The 20,818-nt window shown below is 40.2% G+C and carries 21 protein-coding genes and 1 pseudogene; 10 read left to right on the top strand and 12 right to left on the bottom strand.

The window, feature by feature from the left end:
• The 5 genes from QM406_RS08385 to QM406_RS08365 form a co-directional block, all read right to left on the bottom strand.
• On the bottom strand, positions 1-79 hold a 79-nt coding region (locus tag QM406_RS08385; protein WP_137995624.1), incomplete at its 3' end, for an IS630 transposase-related protein.
• 441 nt (positions 80-520) lie between these two features.
• Entirely contained in the window at positions 521-2,512 is a 1,992-nt protein-coding gene (locus QM406_RS08380) for an ABC transporter permease (RefSeq protein WP_414273958.1), read from the bottom strand.
• A gap of 1 nt (position 2,513) precedes the next feature.
• Positions 2,514-3,272, bottom strand: coding sequence for an ABC transporter ATP-binding protein (locus QM406_RS08375; protein WP_414273957.1), 759 nt, complete (start codon positions 3,270-3,272; stop codon positions 2,514-2,516).
• A gap of 328 nt (positions 3,273-3,600) precedes the next feature.
• Positions 3,601-4,575, bottom strand: a complete 975-nt coding sequence (locus QM406_RS08370; protein ID WP_414273956.1) for an ATP-binding protein — start codon at positions 4,573-4,575, stop codon at positions 3,601-3,603.
• On the bottom strand, positions 4,568-5,245 hold the full coding sequence (locus tag QM406_RS08365) for a response regulator transcription factor (RefSeq protein ID WP_414273955.1): 678 nt from the start codon (positions 5,243-5,245) through the stop codon (positions 4,568-4,570). Before QM406_RS08365 ends, QM406_RS08370 begins: the two co-directional genes overlap by 8 nt.
• Before the next feature lie 95 nt (positions 5,246-5,340).
• On the opposite strand from QM406_RS08365, the gene QM406_RS08360 reads away from it, so the two are divergent.
• Entirely contained in the window at positions 5,341-6,417 is a 1,077-nt protein-coding gene (locus tag QM406_RS08360) for a DUF2974 domain-containing protein (RefSeq protein WP_414273954.1), read from the top strand.
• 103 nt (positions 6,418-6,520) lie between these two features.
• Positions 6,521-7,150 carry an MBL fold metallo-hydrolase gene (locus QM406_RS08355; protein WP_414273953.1) on the top strand — a complete coding sequence of 210 codons (630 nt, stop codon included), beginning with the start codon at positions 6,521-6,523 and terminating at the stop codon, positions 7,148-7,150.
• Between the two features lie 105 nt (positions 7,151-7,255).
• Here QM406_RS08355 and QM406_RS08350 read toward each other — a convergent pair whose 3' ends face one another.
• Both QM406_RS08350 and QM406_RS08345 read right to left on the bottom strand, forming a co-directional pair.
• Complete coding sequence (locus tag QM406_RS08350) at positions 7,256-8,020, bottom strand: hypothetical protein (RefSeq protein WP_414273952.1); 765 nt, start codon at positions 8,018-8,020, stop codon at positions 7,256-7,258.
• Between the two features lie 87 nt (positions 8,021-8,107).
• Positions 8,108-10,000: a M13 family metallopeptidase gene (locus QM406_RS08345; RefSeq protein ID WP_414273951.1), complete on the bottom strand. Its 1,893-nt coding sequence runs from the start codon at positions 9,998-10,000 to the stop codon at positions 8,108-8,110.
• A 177-nt stretch (positions 10,001-10,177) separates the two neighbouring features.
• Here QM406_RS08345 and QM406_RS08340 point away from each other — a divergent pair, with 177 nt between their 5' ends.
• From QM406_RS08340 to QM406_RS08310, 7 genes and pseudogenes are all read left to right on the top strand, one after another.
• Positions 10,178-10,900, top strand: coding sequence for a metal ABC transporter ATP-binding protein (locus QM406_RS08340; RefSeq protein ID WP_414273950.1), 723 nt, complete (start codon positions 10,178-10,180; stop codon positions 10,898-10,900).
• A complete protein-coding gene (locus QM406_RS08335; RefSeq protein WP_075229540.1) occupies positions 10,897-11,745 on the top strand; it encodes a metal ABC transporter permease in 849 nt (282 codons plus the stop codon). Before QM406_RS08340 ends, QM406_RS08335 begins: the two co-directional genes overlap by 4 nt.
• A 31-nt stretch (positions 11,746-11,776) precedes the next feature.
• Positions 11,777-12,706, top strand: coding sequence for a metal ABC transporter substrate-binding lipoprotein (locus QM406_RS08330; RefSeq protein WP_414273949.1), 930 nt, complete (start codon positions 11,777-11,779; stop codon positions 12,704-12,706).
• Between the two features lie 117 nt (positions 12,707-12,823).
• Complete coding sequence (tpx, locus tag QM406_RS08325; RefSeq protein WP_414273948.1) at positions 12,824-13,318, top strand: thiol peroxidase; 495 nt, start codon at positions 12,824-12,826, stop codon at positions 13,316-13,318.
• Positions 13,319-13,407: 89 nt separating this feature from the next.
• On the top strand, positions 13,408-14,058 hold the full coding sequence (locus tag QM406_RS08320; protein WP_414273947.1) for a metal-dependent transcriptional regulator: 651 nt from the start codon (positions 13,408-13,410) through the stop codon (positions 14,056-14,058).
• 118 nt (positions 14,059-14,176) lie between these two features.
• Positions 14,177-14,856 (top strand): annotated as a pseudogene (locus QM406_RS08315) (nicotinamide mononucleotide transporter).
• A 128-nt stretch (positions 14,857-14,984) separates the two neighbouring features.
• Positions 14,985-15,398 carry a hypothetical protein gene (locus QM406_RS08310; protein WP_228113874.1) on the top strand — a complete coding sequence of 138 codons (414 nt, stop codon included), beginning with the start codon at positions 14,985-14,987 and terminating at the stop codon, positions 15,396-15,398.
• Here QM406_RS08310 and QM406_RS08305 read toward each other — a convergent pair.
• Positions 15,395-15,550, bottom strand: a complete 156-nt coding sequence (locus QM406_RS08305) for a hypothetical protein (protein WP_414273946.1) — start codon at positions 15,548-15,550, stop codon at positions 15,395-15,397. The genes QM406_RS08310 and QM406_RS08305 overlap by 4 nt on opposite strands.
• On the opposite strand from QM406_RS08305, the gene QM406_RS08300 reads away from it, so the two are divergent.
• Positions 15,482-15,829, top strand: a complete 348-nt coding sequence (locus QM406_RS08300; RefSeq protein ID WP_414273945.1) for a hypothetical protein — start codon at positions 15,482-15,484, stop codon at positions 15,827-15,829. The two genes, QM406_RS08305 and QM406_RS08300, sit on opposite strands and share 69 nt — an antisense overlap.
• A gap of 38 nt (positions 15,830-15,867) precedes the next feature.
• Here the strand turns inward: QM406_RS08300 and dtd are convergent, their stop codons facing one another.
• From dtd to QM406_RS08280, 4 genes are all read right to left on the bottom strand, one after another.
• A complete protein-coding gene (gene dtd / locus QM406_RS08295; protein WP_153225439.1) occupies positions 15,868-16,311 on the bottom strand; it encodes a D-aminoacyl-tRNA deacylase in 444 nt (147 codons plus the stop codon).
• A 30-nt stretch (positions 16,312-16,341) separates the two neighbouring features.
• Positions 16,342-18,558, bottom strand: coding sequence for a RelA/SpoT family protein (locus QM406_RS08290; protein ID WP_001123766.1), 2,217 nt, complete (start codon positions 18,556-18,558; stop codon positions 16,342-16,344).
• Positions 18,559-18,702: 144 nt separating this feature from the next.
• A complete protein-coding gene (locus QM406_RS08285; protein ID WP_049504000.1) occupies positions 18,703-19,833 on the bottom strand; it encodes an ABC transporter ATP-binding protein in 1,131 nt (376 codons plus the stop codon).
• A gap of 113 nt (positions 19,834-19,946) precedes the next feature.
• Positions 19,947-20,816, bottom strand: coding sequence for a helix-turn-helix domain-containing protein (locus QM406_RS08280; RefSeq protein WP_414273944.1), 870 nt, complete (start codon positions 20,814-20,816; stop codon positions 19,947-19,949).
• Between the last annotated feature and the right edge of the window lie 2 nt (positions 20,817-20,818).

Raw genomic sequence — 20,818 nt, 5'->3', positions numbered from 1 at the left:
TGTGTGATGCTTCTGTTATACTACCTGTTCGCTCACAATAGGAGAGAACTTTTTTACGAAAATCTATTGAATATGCCATAAGAAGATTATACCACATTATGTACTGTTTTAGGTTCATTTTACTATAATTTAAAAGATAGAGAACGGAAGAAATTTTTGTATCCTTATCCGAAGAAGAAGAAAAACGATATCTCCTCTGAAAGTAGATACCTTTTTAATGTTTAAACATGATGAGTTTGTAGCAGCAATCCTAGCTTATATCGCCAACAAATCACGTATTGAGAAATAAGAGATAAAACCTGGTACAAAATGCCAGCTACTAAAAAGAGGCTAGGACAAAAGTCCTAGCCTCTCAATTGTCTTTGGATTGTCGAGCAAGACGCAGTGGTTGAGTGGGCTCTACTACGCTGATTTCATCAGCTTTTACAGCCCTACTCAACTGTGCGGAGGTGGGACGACGAAATCGAATTCTAACGAATTAACGATTTCTGTCCCACTCTCTTTTTTGATGTTTCTGTTTTTACATTTGAACAATTCTACGATAGCTTCTTGAAGTAATCATAAAGATTAGTACATAGACTAAAGCAAAGATACCACAGATAGAAAGAGTTACGCTTAACATCATGGCTGAATCAACAACACCAACGACCTTGAGAATCAGGCTCAGCATATGATAAGCAAAGGCCAGATGAAGAAAGGCAAAGGCCAGAGGTAGGAAGAAAACAGTCAAGACTTGTTTATTAATGGTTTGCTTGATTTGTTTTTGATCCAAGCCAACTTTTTGCAGGATGACAAAGCGTTCACGGTCTTCATAACCTTCTGAAATTTGTTTATAGTAGATAACGAGTACAGTACCTACCATAAAGATGATAGAGAGAAAAATACCGATAAAGAGGACTCCACCAAAGAGAGCGTTCATTTCGACAGTTGACTCACTCGCAATGTTTGCACCGTAAACCATACCATTCTCGTTCTTGAGATTGTGACTGAAATTATCAGAGTAGTTTTCAAAATCATCTGCAAGTTTGAGTTGTTCCTCTTTACTTGCCGTCACATCCATTCCACCATATAGCTGAGTGTAGATAGCAGAATTCTGGTATTTATCTAAAAAGTCCTGCAAATTTGAGACAACAAGGTAGTTATAATCTGAGATCAAAAGTACATACTGGTTAGCAACATGGTCTCTGAGGAAATCTTGCTGAATTTCTTGCTTGATCGTATAGTTATGATTGTTAAGACTGAATGCTTTTTGACCTTTAAGGCCATCGTTCTTAGCGAATAGTCCCACCTCATTATTCGTAAGGTTCAACTTTTGTCCAGTCATTTTTTCATAATCCTTTTGATCAAAGACTAGGAAAACTGTCTTGGGCATAACACTATTTTGACCTTTTTCAAAGGTGGTTAATTTGGTACCATCTTGACTAGAAAGGCCGAAACTTGCATAGCTAAGAACATCCTTAGTACTGATTGTTAGGTTCTTTTCGCTAGCGTATTGAGTCAAAAGCTTGTCTAAATCCTCAACTTCTACATTTTGTCCTGAAATTGACATATCGTGAGGATACAGGAGTTTTTTAATATTTTCAGAACCATTGTAGATACTGGTTGCTGCTGACATGGTGACCAAAACCATGGTGGAAAGGATGGCAATAGTCGCTAAACCAACCGCATTTTTCTTCATACGGAAAATGAGGTTAGAAACAGAGATGAGATTATTAGGTTTGTAGTAATATTTCTTGTTTTTCTTGAGCATTTTCAAGAAAACTGTAATCCCAGCATTGAACAAGAGATAGGTTCCTAAAATGACCAGTATTACAGCTAAAAAGAAGGTAGAAATAGCTAATAGAGCATTTGTTACGCTTTGAGCTAGATAATAGCCACTACCTAAAGAGAGTAGTCCCAAGATTGTCTGAAACACTAGGAAACGACCCTTCTTCTCACCTTTTGCTTTCTCACGAGATAGTTGGAGAGCATCCATACGGATAATGCGGATAGCATTTAGGAAGACAATGACTAAAAAGATAAAACCAAATACCAGAAGGATGGAAAGGACTACGGACCATTGGAATGTGGCTACTAACTCCACTTTCATCTTTGAAAGTTTGAGCAATAAAGCGAAAATCAGATTATCAAAGAGGGCACCAATCCCAATCCCAGCAGTGACTGTTACTAGACCAAAAATCAGGAGTTCCTTGAAGGTCATACCAATCAAATGTCGCTTTTCTAGTCCCAACATGCCATATATACCCAGTTCTTTGGAACGATTTTTCATGACAAAACTGTTGGCATAAAGGACGATAATGGCAGATGCAAGTGTTACTACGATGAGACCTAGTTGTAGGGTAAATTGAATAGAAGATCCACCCCGCATTTCTACCATTTTAGGATTAAAAGTTAATGAATAAAATAGGTAGCTGATAGTAACTGCAAGGAGAACTGCTAGTGCAAAAGGATAATAGAGTTTGCGGTTTTTGATTAAGTTGGAGATGGCCAACTTATTGGTTAATCGAAACATACTAGTTCACCTCACTTGCCATGACAGTCAAGGTGTCAGAGATTTCTTGGAACATCTGACGATCAGTCTTTTCACCACGGTAGATTTGATTGTAGAGAATACCGTCCTTGATGAAGAGGACACGTTTAGCACGACTTGCTGCAGCTGTTGAGTGGGTTACCATGAGAATGGTTTGTCCTTGTTCATTGATCTGATCAAAAATATCAAGAAGAGCTGCAGATGATTTAGAGTCTAGGGCTCCTGTTGGCTCGTCAGCAAGGAGAATTTCTGGTTCTGTAATGATGGCGCGTGCTACTGCTACCCGTTGTTTTTGCCCCCCAGAGATTTCATAAGGATACTTCTCCTGCAATTGATTGATGCCAAGATTTTCAGCCGTCACGACTAATTTTTTCATCATTTCTGTAATAGGCTTTCTAGACAATACCAAAGGGAGTAAGATATTGTCTTTAACAGAAAGCGTATCTAACAAATTGAAGTCTTGGAAGACAAAGCCTAACTTTTCACGACGGAAGCTTGATGCTTCTGTATTTTTAATGGTAGCTGTGTCTGTTCTGTTTAGGAAGACCTGACCACGAGTTGGTTTGTCAAGCATGGCGAGAATATTGAGGAGAGTTGATTTACCAGAACCAGACTCACCCATAATGGCAACGTAGTCACCTTTTTCAACGGTAAAGTGAATATCTTTCAGGGCTTCTACTTGGTTGCCTTGAAAGCGAGTTTTATAAATCTTTTGAACGTGTTTTACATCTAATAGTGTCATTTTAACTTCTCCTTTTTAATATCCCATTAGTTGAAATTGAGCCTGCATAATAGCGCAACCGAGCTGAACTCGCTCAATCTCTTTTGGACTTGGTTTACTTGTATGTTTCTTTTGTAAAATATTTTTCATAGTTTTGCTCCTTTATCTTTATGCTATAAGTTTACTCCAAATAAAGAGAGCTTGCCATAACATAACCTTACAAAAGAGGCCTTTAATCTTACATTTTTGTAAGATTACAATTTTTTATCTGATTGAAGTCTGCTTTCTTACCATAACAAGGTCTAAAGAAGAGCCTGAAAGGATTCTTCCAAGCTCTTAGCAATTCTTTTCATTCGATCAGTAGGTTTACTTCTGAAAACTTGATACGCACAGTCGTCCCTTGACCAAGTTTAGATTCGATACGGATTTGATGTCCTAATTCTTGGCTGATTTTTTGGGTCAAGTAGAGTCCAAGTCCAGATGACTGCTGGGTCATGCGACCATTATAGCCTGAAAATCCGCGTTCAAAAACTCGCAATTGATCACTGTTTTTGATGCCAATCCCAGTATCTTTGATGCAAAGTTCTTGATCTTCCATATAGATCTCAATTCCACCTTCATTTGTGTATTTGAGGCTATTTGAAAGGATTTGTTCAATAACTACTAACAACCATTTTTTATCCGTCACAATGCTTCTATCCAAGTCATGCAGATTAACACTTAAACCTTTCTGGATAAAGAAAAGGGCATATTTGCGAATGACTTCCTTGACCAAATCCTCCACATTTTCTTTCTTCAACACCAGATCATCATGGAAGCTCTCTAAGCGTAGGTATTGGAGAACGAGGTTGGTATAGGAATCAATCTTAAAAATTTCCTGTTCTAGCTGTTGCTTCAATTGGCGATCTGCCACCTCGCTCACGAGGAGTTTACTGGCCGCAATTGGAGTTTTTATCTGATGAACCCAGAGTATATAATAGTCCACCAAATCATTGTAGCGGTTTTCAGCATCTGATTTCTTTTGATAGAGTTCTTCTTCACTTTTCTCTAGTTTTTCAGTTAGTAGGGCCTCCATTGGTGACTTGGCTTCTCTTTTTCCGTAAAACAATTCCTTACGATATCGTTGCAATTCTATCAAGAAATCATAGACCAAAAACAAAAGTGTCAAAAAGGTAGATAGAAAGAAGAAATAGTTAAAGTAGGGCACTTGGTTATCAAATAAGACCTCAAAGAGAAAAAGTAAACCTGTAAGTAAGAGAATAAACACGAAAAAACGGCTACGCGAACGGATATAAGCTAGAAAAAAACTTTTAAAATCAAGCATGTTTCAATCCGTACCCTATTCCTTTCTTAGTTTCGATAAAACCAATCAAACCTTCTTCCTCCAATTTCTTGCGCAAGCGCGCGACATTTACGGACAAGGTATTATCATCGATAAAAAAGTCACTATTCCAGAGCTCCCGCATCAAATCGTCACGCGCTACGATATTTCCCGTATGCTCAAATAAGACACGTAAAATCTGAAATTCATTCTTGGTTAAACTGATAGCTTTGCCATTGACATGCACATCCATAGACTTGGTATTGAGGATAACTCCAGCATACTCTAAGAGACTTTCATCCCGTCCAAACTCATAGGAACGACGCAATAAGCCCTGTACCTTGGCTAAAAGAACCTGCTGGTCAAAAGGCTTGGTTACAAAGTCATCCGCCCCCATATTGATAGCCATCACGATGTCCATAGCCTGGTCTCTCGAAGACAGAAACATAATGGGAACTTTTGAAATCTTGCGAATCTCTTGGCACCAGTGATAACCATTAAAGAGAGGCAAGCCAATATCCATGAGAACCAGATGAGGCTCAGACTGAACAAATAGTGTTAGAACCTCCATGAAGTCTTCTACCATGACTACCTCAAATCCCCATTCGGAGAGCATTTTCCCAACTTGCTGACGGATTACTGGATCATCTTCTACTAGTAAAATCTTATGCATCTGCTCCTCCTTTTTCTATATTATAGCAAAATTCTTCTGACTACTAGCAAAATTGATGCAAATCTGATAAGATAAAAGTAAAGAAAGGAGTTCCCATGTCCAATATTTTCGACTACCTAACTGACGTTCAATACGATTCTTTTTACGATCTTCCCTTGAATGAACTGGATATACTTGCTTTTACAGAGCTGACTTATCTTCCTTTTGATAACTTATTGGAACAGCCTATCAATCGTTTAAGCGATGTCGCAACTCGCGTCCCTCGTGAGACTAACATGTTGACCAATAAAGAACGTCTTCAGCTCCTGGATCAGTTATCCCAGCACAAACGTTTTAAAAATAGCAAACTCTCTAACTTTGTAAACGAGGTTGATACGGAGCAACAGAAACAGTTCGCTGCTATGACCTATCGCCTTGATTTAGATACTTATCTGATTGTCTTTCGTGGCACAGACGACAGTATTATTGGCTGGAAGGAAGATTTCCATATGACTTACATGAAGGAAATCCCTGCCCAAAAGCATGCTATTGAATACTTGGAAGAATTCTTTACCCAACATCCAAAACAGAAAGTGATTGTAGCTGGACATTCTAAAGGTGGGAATCTGGCTGTCTATGCTGCCAGTCAAATCCAGTCTGAATTGCAGGAAAAGATATCGTCGGTTTATACCTATGACGCCCCTGGTTTGCAGGCTCATCTGACTGAGACCACTGGTTATCAAGATGTTATTCCAAAAATTCACCGTTTCGTCCCACAAGGTTCTGTCATTGGCATGATGCTAGAAGTTCCTGATACTCCTATCGTCGTCAAATCTATGGCTCTCGGAGGAATCGCCCAACACAGCACCTTTAGTTGGCAAACTGAGGATAATCACTTTGTCCAACTAGAGGCCATCAGTAGTGAGAGTCTCCAAATCAAAGACACTCTCAAAGAATGGGTGGATAGTGTTCCCGATGAGGAACTGGAGCTCTACTTCGATCTCTTCTTTGGTACCATTCTAGAATCTGGAATTAGCTCCATTAATGAACTGTCTTCTAAAAATGCTATTGACCATGTTCGACAACTTGTTTCTCAAGCCCAAACACTGGAGCCTGAGCAAGTTGAAATCTTAAAAAATCTGACACAACTCCTACTGGATGCTCGCTTCCAAGCCTGGAAGAATCATTTTTAATCAAGAACAAGGTCTCTTCTTTGAAGGGGCTTTTTTATTGATTTCTTATTTTATTCTTCTGTGTTATACTAGTAGGAGTAAATGCTTTGAAAGAGGAAATTCTATGAAAATCCATAAAACTGTGAACCCTGTTGCCTATGAAAATACTTATTATCTTGAAGAAGACCAACACCTGATTGTTGTTGATCCGGGTAGCAACTGGGAGGCTATTCGCAAGACTATCGAGACCATTAACAAACCAGTCTGTGCAATTCTCCTGACCCATACCCACTATGACCATATCTTGAGTCTGGACTTGGTCAGAGATACTTTCGGAACCCCTCCAGTTTATGTGGCAGAAAGTGAAGCATCTTGGCTCTATACTCCTATTGATAATCTTTCTGGTCTTCCTCGACACGACGATATGGCAGATGTCGTATGTAAACCAGCTGAACACACCTTTTTCTTTCATGAAGAATACCAGATTGAGGACTTCCGCTTTACGGTACTTCCAACTCCAGGTCACTCTATCGGTGGAGTTTCATTTGTTTTTCCAGATGGGCACTTGGTCTTAACGGGTGATGCTCTTTTCCGAGAAACTATTGGACGAACAGACCTACCTACAGGTAGCATGGAACAACTCCTTCATAGTATCCAAACCCAGCTCTTTACTCTCCCGAACTACGATGTCTATCCTGGCCATGGTCCAGCTACGACCATCGCTCACGAAAAGACCTTTAACCCATTTTTCTAGCAAGAGAAAAACCAAGGACAATCATCCTTGGTTTTTGTGTGGCTTCAATTTCTACATCATTACTTGCTCAGAAGAATCAACATTGACTAGAAAAATAATTCAAAACTAATTAGCTGGATTCAATTCTTTCCAGTCAATGTTAGACAAATCAAGCTTTTCAGAAGAAATATCTAAAACTTGCTCTGCTTTCTCATTGCCACCGATTTGAATAGTTGCTTCTTTAATCTTCTGCACTCCATTTTTTTCAAATGAATATAGAACCAGGTTCATTTCTGGACGAGTTGACTGCCAGTCTGCATAAGAGACTAGACCATTTTCGTAAATAACAAAGCCTGAGCGAAAACCGCCTGCAGAAGCTACATAAGCTGTGTGAAGTAAGTTTGGTTTTTGATTTTCCAAATAATAAATGGCTGAAACAAATTTTTCATCGCCAATAAGTAACTCATCTTGCCCATCCTTATTCAAATCAAGAAGGGCATATTTAAAGTCTGGTGCATTTTGATAATCCATACGAGAGAAAATCATGCTATATTCTTCTGAAGCAATCTTGTGTTGTTTATTTTCCGCGTATAAATCTTCTCTATTACCTTGTTTTAAAAGGTCTGTAAAGTGATTATAGCGTTCAATCACTTCTTTATACAAATCTGGTCCCGTTTCCTTCTTATTTTCAGCAATTGATTGTGACGCCTTGGTTGACGAGTCGCTTGTATTTTCAGTCTTTGCTTCTGTTGATGCACTAGTCTTATCGTCTTTGGAAACAGATGATAGTGCAGATGAAGGTTCTATATTGCTATTATTTTTATTGAGACCACAAGATGCCAAAACTGAAATCGAAAGAATAGCTGAAAGCATCATTAAAAATTTCTTCATGTTAACCTCGATAGCATTGCATTTTCAGATGGATAAACTTCAAACATAAGTCATTTGCGCCAAGTTATACTTGGTTAAGAAATCATTTTACCAAATAATCACACGGTCTTCTGGTGCACGCCACATGCCGTCACCTTCTTTGACATCATAGGTCGTAAAGAAGTCATCAAAGTTTGGCACTTGGATATTGACACGAAGTTTAGCTGGTGCGTGTACATCAACGCTAGCCATGAGTTTCATCAACTCTGGGCGGCCTTTCATACGCCAGATACGTGCAAAGTTATGGAAGAACTCTTCAGCTGAGAAATCTGGCTCTCGCTTAGCAGCTTCTAGCGCTGCAGCGATTCCTCCTAGGTCGGCAACGTTTTCGGATACAGTTAATTTCCCATTGATTTTTGCGCCGTAAGATTCTTGACCATCAAACTGGTCGATAACCTTCTGCGTTTTTTCTTTAAAGGCTGCGTAGTCGCTCTCTGTCCACCAATCCTTGAGACTTCCATTTTCATCAAAAGAAGCTCCATTAGTATCAAAGGCGTGAGAAATTTCATGGGCAATAACCGCACCGATACCACCATAGTTAGCAGAAGATGACTGATGCAAGTCATAGAATGGTGCCTGTAAAATAGCAGCTGGGAAGACAATCAAATTCTTTTGTGGGTTGTAGTAGGCATTCACCATATGAGCAGGCATTCCCCACTCCTTATAGTCAACTGGCTGGTTCCACTTACTCCAGCTGTGCTTGATTTCCACACGCGCAAAGGCGAGGGCATTCTCAAAGAGGCTAGCAGATTCATCCACTACCTTATCCTTATAGCGAGCTGGCAGTTCTTCTGGATAACCGATATAAGGCTTGATGACATTGAGTTTGACGATGGCTTTTTCTCGAGTTTCAGGAGTCAGCCAGTCATTCTTAGCCAAACGTTCCTTATAAACGTCAATCATGGTCGCAACTTTTTTCTCCACATCAGCTTTAGCTTCTGGAGAGAATTTTTCGTGGGCATACCAAAGGCCGAGGGCTTGTTTGAATGGTCCTTGAGCTAAATGGTAAGCTGCCTTACGTTTGTCTTGAGCCTCTGGAACTCCTGAAAGAGCTCGTCCGTAGGCACCTGACAAGATACGAATCTCATCTGTTAGATAGCTAGTTGAAAGATTAACCACACTCAAGATCAAGCTTGCCTTGAGCAAAGGCCAAGCTTCTTCACTATAGAATTGCTCTGCTGCTTGCCAGAAACGTTCTTCATCTACGATAACCTTATCTGGAGTTTGCCCAATCACTGCTTGGAAAAAGTCATCCAATGGAAGGGCAGGCGCAAACTTTTTGAAATCTTCGTAAGCGTATGGATGGTAAAGTTTGGCATACTCTGAACTCTCTTCGTTTGAAAGTACGACAGCTGCGATGCGACGGTCCAATTCCAATCGTTTCTCTAGCAAGTCTTCGATTTCTTCATCTGAGAAGTTATAGGCTTTGAGGAGATTAGAAGTACTTTCTTTCCAAAGGTTCAATAATTCCTCACGCTGAGGATGGTCTTCCGCATAGTAGGTTGTATCAGGCAAAATAGTTCCTGGTGCACTAGCCCAGAGAACATTGGTTCTAGCATCCATAAAATCTGGTGATACTCCAAATGGAAGGAAGTTTGGTTTACCAGCTAATTCAAATGCTGCTAGTTTACTTGCGAAATCCGCAAAACTTTCCAAATCTTGATATTCCTTCAGTAAAGGGAGGACTGGCTCGATTCCATCAGCTTCTCGCTTATCGAAATCTCTGACCATAGCATGGTACTTGACAAAGTTTGCTAGAATAGGATCTTCAGGTACATCTTCTCCAGCCAACCACTTATCAGTCGTCGTTAGCATCAACTCTTCAATTTCTTCGTCAAGGTCGATAAAACCACCTGTTCGAGATTTATCGGCTGGAATAACAGCAGTCTTTTCCCACTCACCATTTATAGCATCATAAAAATCATCTTGATAACGTGTCATCTTGTTCTCGCTTTCATTTTTCACTTATTCCTAGCTTAGCAAAAATCCCTGGGGAATGCAATTAAAAATACCGTCTTCTTCTGATTGTTTTCTAGTTAATATTTTAAATATTTACAAAATTAACTTGACTTAATTTTTATTTTAATGTATATTAAAAGATAGGAGGAATATAACTGTATGATACGTATCGAAAACCTCAGTGTCTCCTACAAAGAAACGTTGGCACTAAAGGATATTTCACTAGTGCTCCAAGGACCAACGATTACCGGAATCATCGGTCCAAACGGCGCTGGGAAATCAACATTATTAAAAGGTATGCTGGGAATTATCCCACATCAAGGTCAGGCATTTCTCGATGACAAGGAAGTTAAAAAATCCTTACATCGAGTTGCCTATGTCGAGCAAAAAATTCATATTGACTACAACTTTCCCATCAAGGTCAAGGAATGCGTCTCGTTAGGACTATTTCCCTCTATTCCTCTCTTTCGAAGTTTAAATGCTAAACATTGGAAGAAAGTGCAAGAGGCCCTTGAAATCGTCGACCTAGCTGACTACGCTGAACGGCAAATCAGTCAACTGTCTGGAGGTCAATTCCAGCGGGTCTTGATTGCCAGATGTTTGGTGCAGGAAGCCGACTATATCCTCTTGGATGAACCCTTTGTTGGGATTGACTCAGTCAGTGAGGAAATCATCATGAATACGCTGAGAGATCTTAAAAAAGCTGGAAAGACGGTTCTCATCGTCCACCACGACCTCAGCAAGGTTCCCAACTACTTCGATCAAGTCTTGCTTGTCAATCGAGAAGTGATTGCTTTTGGTCCGACCAAAGAAACCTTTACCGAAGCCAATCTCAAAGAAGCTTACGGTAATCGACTCTTTTTCAATGGAGGTGACCTATGATTGCAGAATTTATCGATGGATTACAAAAATTCCATTTCTTACAAAATGCCTTGATAACAGCTATTGTTATCGGGGTCGTAGCTGGAGCTGTAGGATGTTTCATCATTCTACGTGGGATGTCACTCATGGGAGATGCCATTTCACATGCTGTCTTACCAGGTGTAGCCCTCTCCTTCATCTTGGGCATTGACTTCTTTATCGGAGCCATTGTCTTTGGACTGCTAGCTGCTATCATCATTACCTACATCAAGGGAAACTCGATTGTCAAAAGCGATACCGCCATCGGCATTACCTTTTCTTCTTTCTTAGCCCTCGGTATCATCTTGATTAGTGTCGCTAAAAGTTCAACTGACCTTTTCCATATCCTTTTTGGTAATATCCTGGCCGTCCAAGATACGGATATGTTTATTACCATGGGGGTAGGGGCAGCCATTCTCTTGTTAATCTGGATTTTCTTCAAGCAACTCTTGATAACGTCCTTTGATGAACTCTTGGCCAAAGCCATGGGAATGCCTGTCAATTTCTATCACTACCTTCTCATGGTACTCCTAACTCTCGTATCTGTGACAGCCATGCAAAGTGTCGGAACTATCCTGATTGTAGCCATGCTGATTACCCCAGCAGCAACTGCTTATCTGTATGCTAATAGCCTGAAAAGCATGATTTTCCTTTCCTCAACCTTTGGAGCGATAGCTTCAGTTTTGGGGCTCTTTATCGGCTATAGCTTTAACGTTGCGGCAGGTTCTAGTATCGTGCTCACAGCTGCTAGTTTCTTTCTCATTAGCTTCTTTATCGCTCCAAAACAACGATATTTGAAACTGAAAAATAAACATTTGTTAAAATAAGGGGCAAAACCCCAATAAATTGGAGGATCTAATGAAAAAATTAGGTACATTACTCGTTCTCTTTCTTTCCGTCATCGCTCTTGTAGCATGTGCTAGTGGAAAAAAAGATGCAGCTTCTGGTCAAAAACTAAAAGTTGTTGCCACAAACTCAATCATCGCTGATATTACTAAAAATATCGCAGGAGACAAGATTGATCTTCACAGTATCGTTCCTGTTGGTCAAGACCCACACGAATACGAACCACTACCTGAAGACGTCAAGAAAACTTCTCAAGCTGATTTGATTTTCTATAACGGTATCAACCTTGAAACAGGTGGCAATGCTTGGTTTACAAAATTGGTAGAAAATGCTAAGAAAACTGAAAACAAAGACTACTTTGCAGTCAGCGAAGGCGTTGATGTTATCTACCTTGAAGGTCAAAACGAAAAAGGCAAAGAAGACCCACACGCTTGGCTCAACCTTGAAAACGGGATCATCTATGCTCAAAATATTGCTAAGCAACTCATCGCTAAAGACCCTAGCAACAAGGAATTCTACGAAAAGAATCTCAAAGAATACACTGAAAAACTAGACAAGCTTGACAAGGAAGCCAAAGAGAAATTTAACGCTATTGATGCTGACAAGAAACTCATCGTAACCAGCGAGGGATGCTTCAAATACTTCTCTAAAGCTTACGGTGTACCGAGTGCATACATTTGGGAAATCAACACTGAAGAAGAAGGAACACCTGACCAAATCAAGACTTTGGTTGAAAAACTTCGCCAAATGAAAGTTCCATCACTCTTTGTTGAATCCAGTGTCGATGATCGTCCAATGAAGACTGTTTCAAAAGACACAAACATCCCAATCTATACTCAAATCTTTACGGACTCAATCGCAGAACAAGGTAAAGAAGGCGATAGCTACTACAACATGATGAAATACAACCTTGACAAGATTGCTGAAGGTTTAGCTAAATAATCATTTTAAAAACGTCAGTCACCTTGAATTGGCGTTTTTTGATTCAAAATCCGGTCAAATTATTGGAAAACTCTGAACATTTAATGTAGAATGAAAGAAAAAAGATTGGAGTATCTTATGGTAACTTTTCTCGGAAATCCTGTGAGCTTTACAGGTAAACAACTACAAGTCGGCGACAAGACACTTGATTTTTCACTCACTACAACAGACCTTTCTAAAAAATCTCTGGCTGATTTTGACGGTAAGAAAAAAGTCTTGAGTGTCGTACCTTCTATCGATACAGGCATCTGCTCAACTCAAACGCGTCGTTTTAACGAAGAACTGGCTGGACTGGATAATACGGTCGTCTTGACTGTTTCCATGGACCTACCTTTTGCTCAAAAGCGCTGGTGTGGTGCTGAAGGAATTGAAAATGCCATCATGCTCTCAGACTACTTCGACCACTCCTTTGGACGCGATTATGCCCTCTTAATCAATGAATGGCATCTGCTCGCACGTGCAGTCTTTGTCCTTGATACAGACAATATCATCCGATATGTCGAATACGTAGACAATATCAACAGCGAGCCAAACTTTGAAGCAGCCATTGAAGCAGCAAAGTCGCTTGACTAAAAGAAAGCCCACCTGTAACAAGACAGAAAGCTAGAGAAATCTAGCTTTTTTTGGTATACTAGATAGAGATAATAAACAAGGAAATGCGAATGACACCAAATAAAGAAGATTACTTAAAATGTATTTATGAGATTGGCATGGAAGTTCCTAAGATTACCAATAAGGAAATCGCTGCTCGGATGCAGGTATCACCTCCTGCGGTAACCGAGATGATCAAGCGCATGCAAGCCGAAAATCTTATCCTAAAAGATCAGAAAAAGGGCTACTTACTAACGGATATTGGTTTAAAACTTGTATCTGACCTTTACCGAAAGCACCGACTCATTGAAGTTTTTCTGGTTCATCATCTGGACTATACCAGTAACCAGATTCATGACGAAGCGGAGGTATTAGAACATACGGTTTCAGACTTTTTTGTCGAGAAATTAGACAAAATGTTAGGTTTTCCAAAAACCTGTCCCCATGGAGGAACCATTCCTGCTAAGGGAGAGCTTTTAGTTGAGATCAATAACCTTCCTCTCTCGGATATCAAAGAAGCAGGAACCTATCTACTGACTCGGGTCCATGATAGCTTTGAACTTCTCCAATATTTGGAAAAACACAGCATCCATATTGGAGACCAACTACAAGTCAAGCAGTTTGATGGCTTCTCTAATACCTTCACTCTGATTCACAAGAATGAAGAACTCCAAGTCAGCCTAGAAATTGCCAAACAACTCTATGTTGAAAAAATGAACTAATTTCTCAAGTCCCCTACCAACCCTGAAAGCTTGATTTTCAGGGTTTTATTTCTAGCATTTGATGTTACTCTCATTTTGTTGTAGAATGTTTGTAAAAAAAAGAAAGATATTTTAACCTATGAAAAAATCACTAAAAATTTTTGCGACATCCAAATGGTTTGACCTCTTTGGTGTTGCTCTGGTCGTTGGAATTGCGATCGCATCTGGTTACCTCAACTCCCGTCTCGATAAATTCGTAGACTGGGGCCCATGGACTGCCCTTGTGCCCTTTGGATTGATTTCCGTAACCAACGTTGGGATTTCCATGTTGTCCACTCGTTTCACGGGAAAATTAAGCAAATGGGGAAATTACTTTGGCATTGTCAATACGATTTTGTCCGGCACCATTGACTATATCCTGTCACCTTCCTCATTTATACCTTTGCTATTAAGAAATGGGAAGCTTCGCAAGAAGGCAGACCCAACCAAATGAGCCAAAAACAGATAAAATTAGCTGCCATCATCATTTCAATCATCGCCTTCCTCTTTGCATTTATGACCAACTATATCGGCTATGGAGGAAAGATGAATCTCCTTGCCTACGTAACAACTATTGCCTTTGCACTCTCCCTCATTGCCAATGCTTTGAATGCATTGAAACTGACAACTCAGTGGGGATTTTGGTTGATTTACAATTTCGTTCAGCTGACAAAGGCTGGCATTCAAGGAAACTTTGCCAATATCGGAAAATACATCTTTTATATCCTCAATGCAATCGGAGCTTTATTTGTCTGGAATGATGAAGAAGTGGAAAAATAGAAGGAAACTCAAATAAAGAAAGCAAGCCGACTTAATAGAATCTCCTTACTAAAATTTTTTATCATTTTACTTGTAACTCCCATTCTTTTGGAGTAGAATGAAGCTAGATAAAAGAGGGAGGTCATCTTATGAAAAATCTCTTTAGAATCCATTTTACAGCCATCGTAGTCAGCGATTTGCTACTGTTAGTAACTTTCAGACCCCGATACGAACTTTCTTTGGAGAGAGGCCTGATTTTTTGCTTCATTTTCATCCTTGCTCAAGGACTACTGCTATTTCGCTTGGTCAATCGACTCAAAAAACATTTCTCTGAGATTTATCCTCAGATGAACAAAAAAATTCGCCTTTACTACTTAAAGATTCTCTCCACTGACCTACTATTATTTGTCTTTTTAGCCATCACTGGCCCTCAACATTTTTACTCTCTTACTCCAGTCTTTACTTCCTGTCATTCTACTTTTTATTATATAACGGCTAGCCACCTAAGAGAAAACTATCCAGACTTTTATGACAAACATATCTCTTTGTGGGAGTGTCTCTAAGGAAAAAAAGGTTTTATCATGAAAAAATCATCTACATCAAAACCATTCAACTCCTTATCATCGATGGAATCATGCTGGCATTTTTGACATTTAAAGAGGGACTGACGTGGGATTGGATTTTGATTTACAGTGGTTGGCTCATTTTCTTTCATCCTGTGCTATTGACCTATCTGTCTAACCAGCTTTGTGACCACTTCAGTCAACTCTATTCCCAGATTAGACCTAGATTCTGGCGTTTTGCCTTACAAATCCTCCTATGGGATAGCCTGATAATTCTCTCCTTGCTGTTTTTAAGGGGTGTCCCACTCTTCCTTCAGGGAACTCTCCTCATCCTAGGACATTTCATCCCTTCCTATCGCACCTGCCAAATCCTGAAACAAGACTTCCCCAAAGCTTATCAAGAACCGATTTCATTTTGGAATATTTTGTGATAGATGAGAAAAACCAAGCCGGTCGGGCTTGGTCTTTCTTATCTATTTTTCGTATCAAGGATAATGGTAACCGGTCCGTCATTGACCAGCTCAACCTGCATATCCGCTCCAAAGATGCCTGTCTGAACGGGCACTTCTTGAGCTAATTTTTTGTTGAAAGCATCATAGAAGTCTGATGCCATATCAGGCTTGGCTGCGCCTGTGAAGGCTGGACGATTTCCCTTTTTGGTATCTGCAAACAAAGTAAACTGAGAGATGGAGAGGATTTGGCCTTGGATATCCTTAACCGATAAGTTCATCTTGCCTTCAGCATCTGAGAAAATTCGCATATTGACAAGCTTTCTGACTGCATACTCCAAATCTTCTTTTTGATCCTCAGGTCCAACACCTACTAAGAGTAAGAGCCCCTGCTGGATTTTCCCATATACTTGACCCTCAATAGAAACTTGTGCTTTCTTGACACGCTGAACGATAATTTTCATAGCAATCCTTTCTGATGATATCAAGCCAACTTAACCATTGGTACGTTTAACCGAGTAGACTTCTGGTACACTCTTAATCTTATCAACCACGGTGGTCAGCATTGAAAGGTTTGAAATTCCAAAGGAAACATGGATATTAGCAAATTTCATATCCTTGGTTGGTTGGGCATTAACGGTTGAAATATTCTTAGTTGTATTTGATAAGACTTGCAAGATATCATTCAATAGACCAGAACGGTTGAGCCCGTAAATATCGATGTGAGCCATATACTCCTTGCTTGAGAATTGGTCTTCCCACTCAACATCGAGTAGACGTTGTTCGTAGTTTTCCTGTGAACGAAGGTTCATACAGTCTACACGGTGGATGGCAACTCCGCGTCCTTTAGTAATATAGCCGACGATATCATCACCTGGAACAGGGTTACAACATTTGGCAATCCGGATCAAGAGCCCAGAAGCACCTTGGATGACTACTCCACCCTCATGCTTAACCTTAAGCGTGTCCTTGTTCTCCACCTTGACTTCGCCACCCTTGACCAGTTCTTCTGCTTCTGCCTTAGCTTTGGCCCGCTCTTCTTCACGACGTTCCTTCTCAGTCAAACGGTTAAAGACAGTGATGGCTCCGATTTCTCCAAAACCAATCGCCGCAAATAGCGCTTCTTCTGTCTTGTAGCTGGTTTTTTGAAGGACTTCATCCATGTGGCGTTTGTCCATAAATTTATTGGCCACATAGCCGTTTTCTTGGAGCTGACTAATCAGCAATTCACGACCTTTATTGATGGACAATTCTTTATCTTGGTTTTTAAAGAACTGACGAATTTTGTTACGAGCCTTGCTGGTCTTGACCATATTGAGCCAGTCACGGCTTGGTCCAAATGAATTTGGATTAGTGATGATTTCAACCTGGTCACCCGTTTTTAACTTGGTCGTCAATGGAACCATACGGCCATTAACCTTGGCACCAGTCGCTTTTTCCCCAATTTTTGTATGAATTTCATAAGCAAAGTCAATCGGTCCAGAATCCTTTGGAAGTGAACGAACCGCCCCATCTGGAGTAAAGACATAAATCTCCTCAGCCAGATAGTTTTCTTTGACAGTATCCACAAATTCTTTGGCATCATCTGCTTGATCTTGGAGCTCCATCATCTCCTTGATCCAGTTCATCCCAATAGCAGATTCCTTGCTATTAACCTGACCCTTGATTCCTTTTTTGTAAGCCCAGTGAGCCGCAACCCCGTACTCAGCAACCTCGTGCATCTCCTTAGTACGAATCTGGAACTCAATCGGCCCTTTTGGTCCATAAACAGTCGTATGGATAGACTGGTAACCATTGGCCTTACGATTGGCAATATAGTCTTTAAAACGTCCCGGCATCGGTTTCCAAAGCTCATGAACGTAGCCCAACATCGCATAGACATCACTCTGAGTATCTAGGATACAACGAATAGCAATCAGGTCGTAGATCTCTTCAAAGCGTTTTTTCTTATCCTGCATCTTACGATAGATAGAGTAGATATGCTTTGGACGACCGTAGATTTTTCCTGTAAGATGGCGCTCAGATGAGTATTCCTCGAGTTTCGTCACAACTTCATCGACCAAGGCTTCACGCTCTTGACGTTTTTCCTTCATCATGTGACTAATCTTGTAAAATTCAGTTGGATTCAGATAGCGGAAAGAGAGATCTTCCAGTTCCCACTTCACACTTGAAATCCCCAAACGGTGAGCAAGTGGCGCATAGATTTCCATGGTTTCTCTGGAAATACGCTCCTGCTTGTCCTTACGAAGGTGCTTGAGGGTGCGCATATTGTGTAGGCGGTCAGAGAGTTTGACCAAGATAACACGGATATCTTCTGACATAGCCATGAGCATCTTACGGTGATTCTCAGCCAGCTGCTCCTCGATAGACTTATACTCAACCTTGCCAAGCTTGGTAACACCATCTACAATCACTCGAACATCGTGACCAAATTCGCGTTCTAAGTCATCTAAAGTAGCATCTGTGTCTTCTACCACGTCATGCAAAAAACCACAGGCAACAGTGACAGCATCTAGCTTGAGTTTAGCCAAGATACCTGCTACCTGAATAGGGTGGATAATATAAGGCTCGCCTGATTTACGATACTGGCCACTATGGCATTCTACAGCATAAACCAAGGCCTTGTGTACAAAAGCCACATCTTCTTTCGATAAATATTTTTGCGTTAAAGCGACGACTTCATCGCCTGAATAAATTACTTCTTTCGGCATGCATACTCTCCAATTCTTCCTACCATTTTAACACTTTTTTGAGGATATGAAAACTAGTAAAGCCCATTCTGTAAGAGTTTGCTAAACTTGATAAAAAAACACTACTAGAAAAACTCTAGTAGTGCTCATTATTTAAAATCTATCTTAGTAAACTGTTCTTTCAGTTTCTACGTCGAAGAAGTGTGCTTTGTTCAAGTCAAATCCAAGTTCAACTGTTGCACCTGCTTGCAAGTAGTCACGAGCGTCAACTTTTGCAACGAACTCATCTTTACCAACTTGGCAGTATAGGTGAGATTCTGAACCGAGCAATTCTGATACAGAGATTGTTGCTTTCACAACTGATTCTGGGAATGTTTCAAGGAAAGCAGGTTCTGCATTTACGTCTTCTGGACGGATACCGAAGATCAATTCTTTTCCTTCGTAGCCTTTTTCACGAAGAACTTTCAAAGCACCTTCTGGAACTTTCAAAGTAAATCCGTCAGCAACAATGCGGTCACCGTTCAATTTAACGTTGATGAAGTTCATAGCTGGGCTTCCGATAAATCCTGCTACGAATTTGTTCACTGGGTTTTTGTAAACTTCTTGAGGAGTACCGATTTGTTCAACACGTCCGATAGTACCAGTACCAGCAGGGTTTTTAGTAGCTGACATGATAACGATACGGTCTGCAAGTGTCATCGCTTCTGTTTGGTCGTGAGTTACGTAGATAGTTGTAGCTCCGATACGACGGTGGATTTTAGCGATTTCAGCACGCATTGATACACGAAGTTTAGCATCCAAGTTTGACAAAGGTTCGTCCATCAAGAATACTTTGGCATCACGGACGATTGCACGACCCATGGCAACACGTTGACGTTGACCACCTGAAAGGTCAGCTGGTTTACGATCCAAGAATTCTTTCAAACCAAGAATTTCTGCTGCTTCTTGTACACGTTTGTCAATGTCTTCTTTGCTGTATTTACGCAATTTCAAACCGAAGGCCATGTTATCGTATACAGTCATGTGTGGGTAAAGAGCGTAGTTTTGGAATACCATGGCAATGTCACGGTCTTTTGGAGCCACGTCGTTGACAACCACGCCATCTATAGATGCAGTACCTTCTGTGATGTCTTCAAGACCTGCAATCATACGAAGAGTAGTTGATTTACCACATCCTGAAGGTCCTACGAAAACGATAAATTCTTTGTCTTTGATGTTCAAGTTGAAATCTTCAACTGAATAGTGTTCGCTATTTGGATATTTTTTGTAAATATTTTTAAGATTTAATTCTACCATTTCGGTGAACTCCTTTTGTCATTTGATAGTTTTATTATATATGAAAACGCTTTACATTTCTATGGCAAGGTGACCAAAAAAATAAAAAAGTTCTGTGCAACTTGCACAAAACTTTAGATTATATCTGGTAAAATCAACTGATAACACAAGGTCAAATCAGTCAATTCTTTCAACTGTAGCCCTGTCAGTTCTTCCCACTTATCAATCTTGTATTGGAGAGAATTGCGGTGTAGATAGAGTTGCTGAGCTGTTTTTGTCAGAACCGCACTATTGTCCCAAAGAGACAAAATAATTTCCTGAATCTGATCTTGATCTAGAATCTGCTGATGCAGATATTCCTTGACAACTCGGAGATCCACGATTCTTTCACCCATACTCCACAGATAGAGTTGAGAAAAAGTATGAACTCCTTGATGACCTTGACGCCACCAAGTCTTAAATAGCTCACGCTCTGCCTTAATCAAGCTCGCTAAGTTTTGCTGGGCATTCTGAGCCCAGACCTGGCCAAGCATGATCGATAGACGAACGCCAAAGTCATATTCTACAGCTTCAAGAGTGTCTGTTAGGATAGAACGAACTGACGAGTACTTGTCCTGTTGAAGAACAAAAATGTAATCTTGGGATCCCACCTGAATCATAGTCAAGTAATTTGGAAAGAGGGTTCTCATCATGTCTAACCAAGAAGACAAATTCTCCTGTTGAAAATAGGAGAGGTGACAATAAACAAGCTGCAACTTTTTAAAGTTTTGCGGTGCCTGTCCTTTGCCTTCAATGAGATAACTATACCAGGGATTGAGGGAAATGGTTTGCTCCTGTTTGGTTAAGAGAGCCACCAGTTGTTTTTCACGCTCGCTAAGACTAGCTTCCTCAAGCAAAAGCCACTGATAATTTGACAGAGGTAGACTTAGATAACCCTCTTTATCAACTGGCTGATCTAAGATTTTACCATCAGGAAACCAATCCAGTAGTTCTTTTGCAATCATTT

The organism is Streptococcus infantis (assembly GCF_047465035.1).
Lineage (GTDB): Bacteria > Bacillota > Bacilli > Lactobacillales > Streptococcaceae > Streptococcus > Streptococcus infantis_T.
Note: the sequence above shows the minus strand (reverse complement) of the source record. Positions and strands in the feature narration are given on the sequence as shown.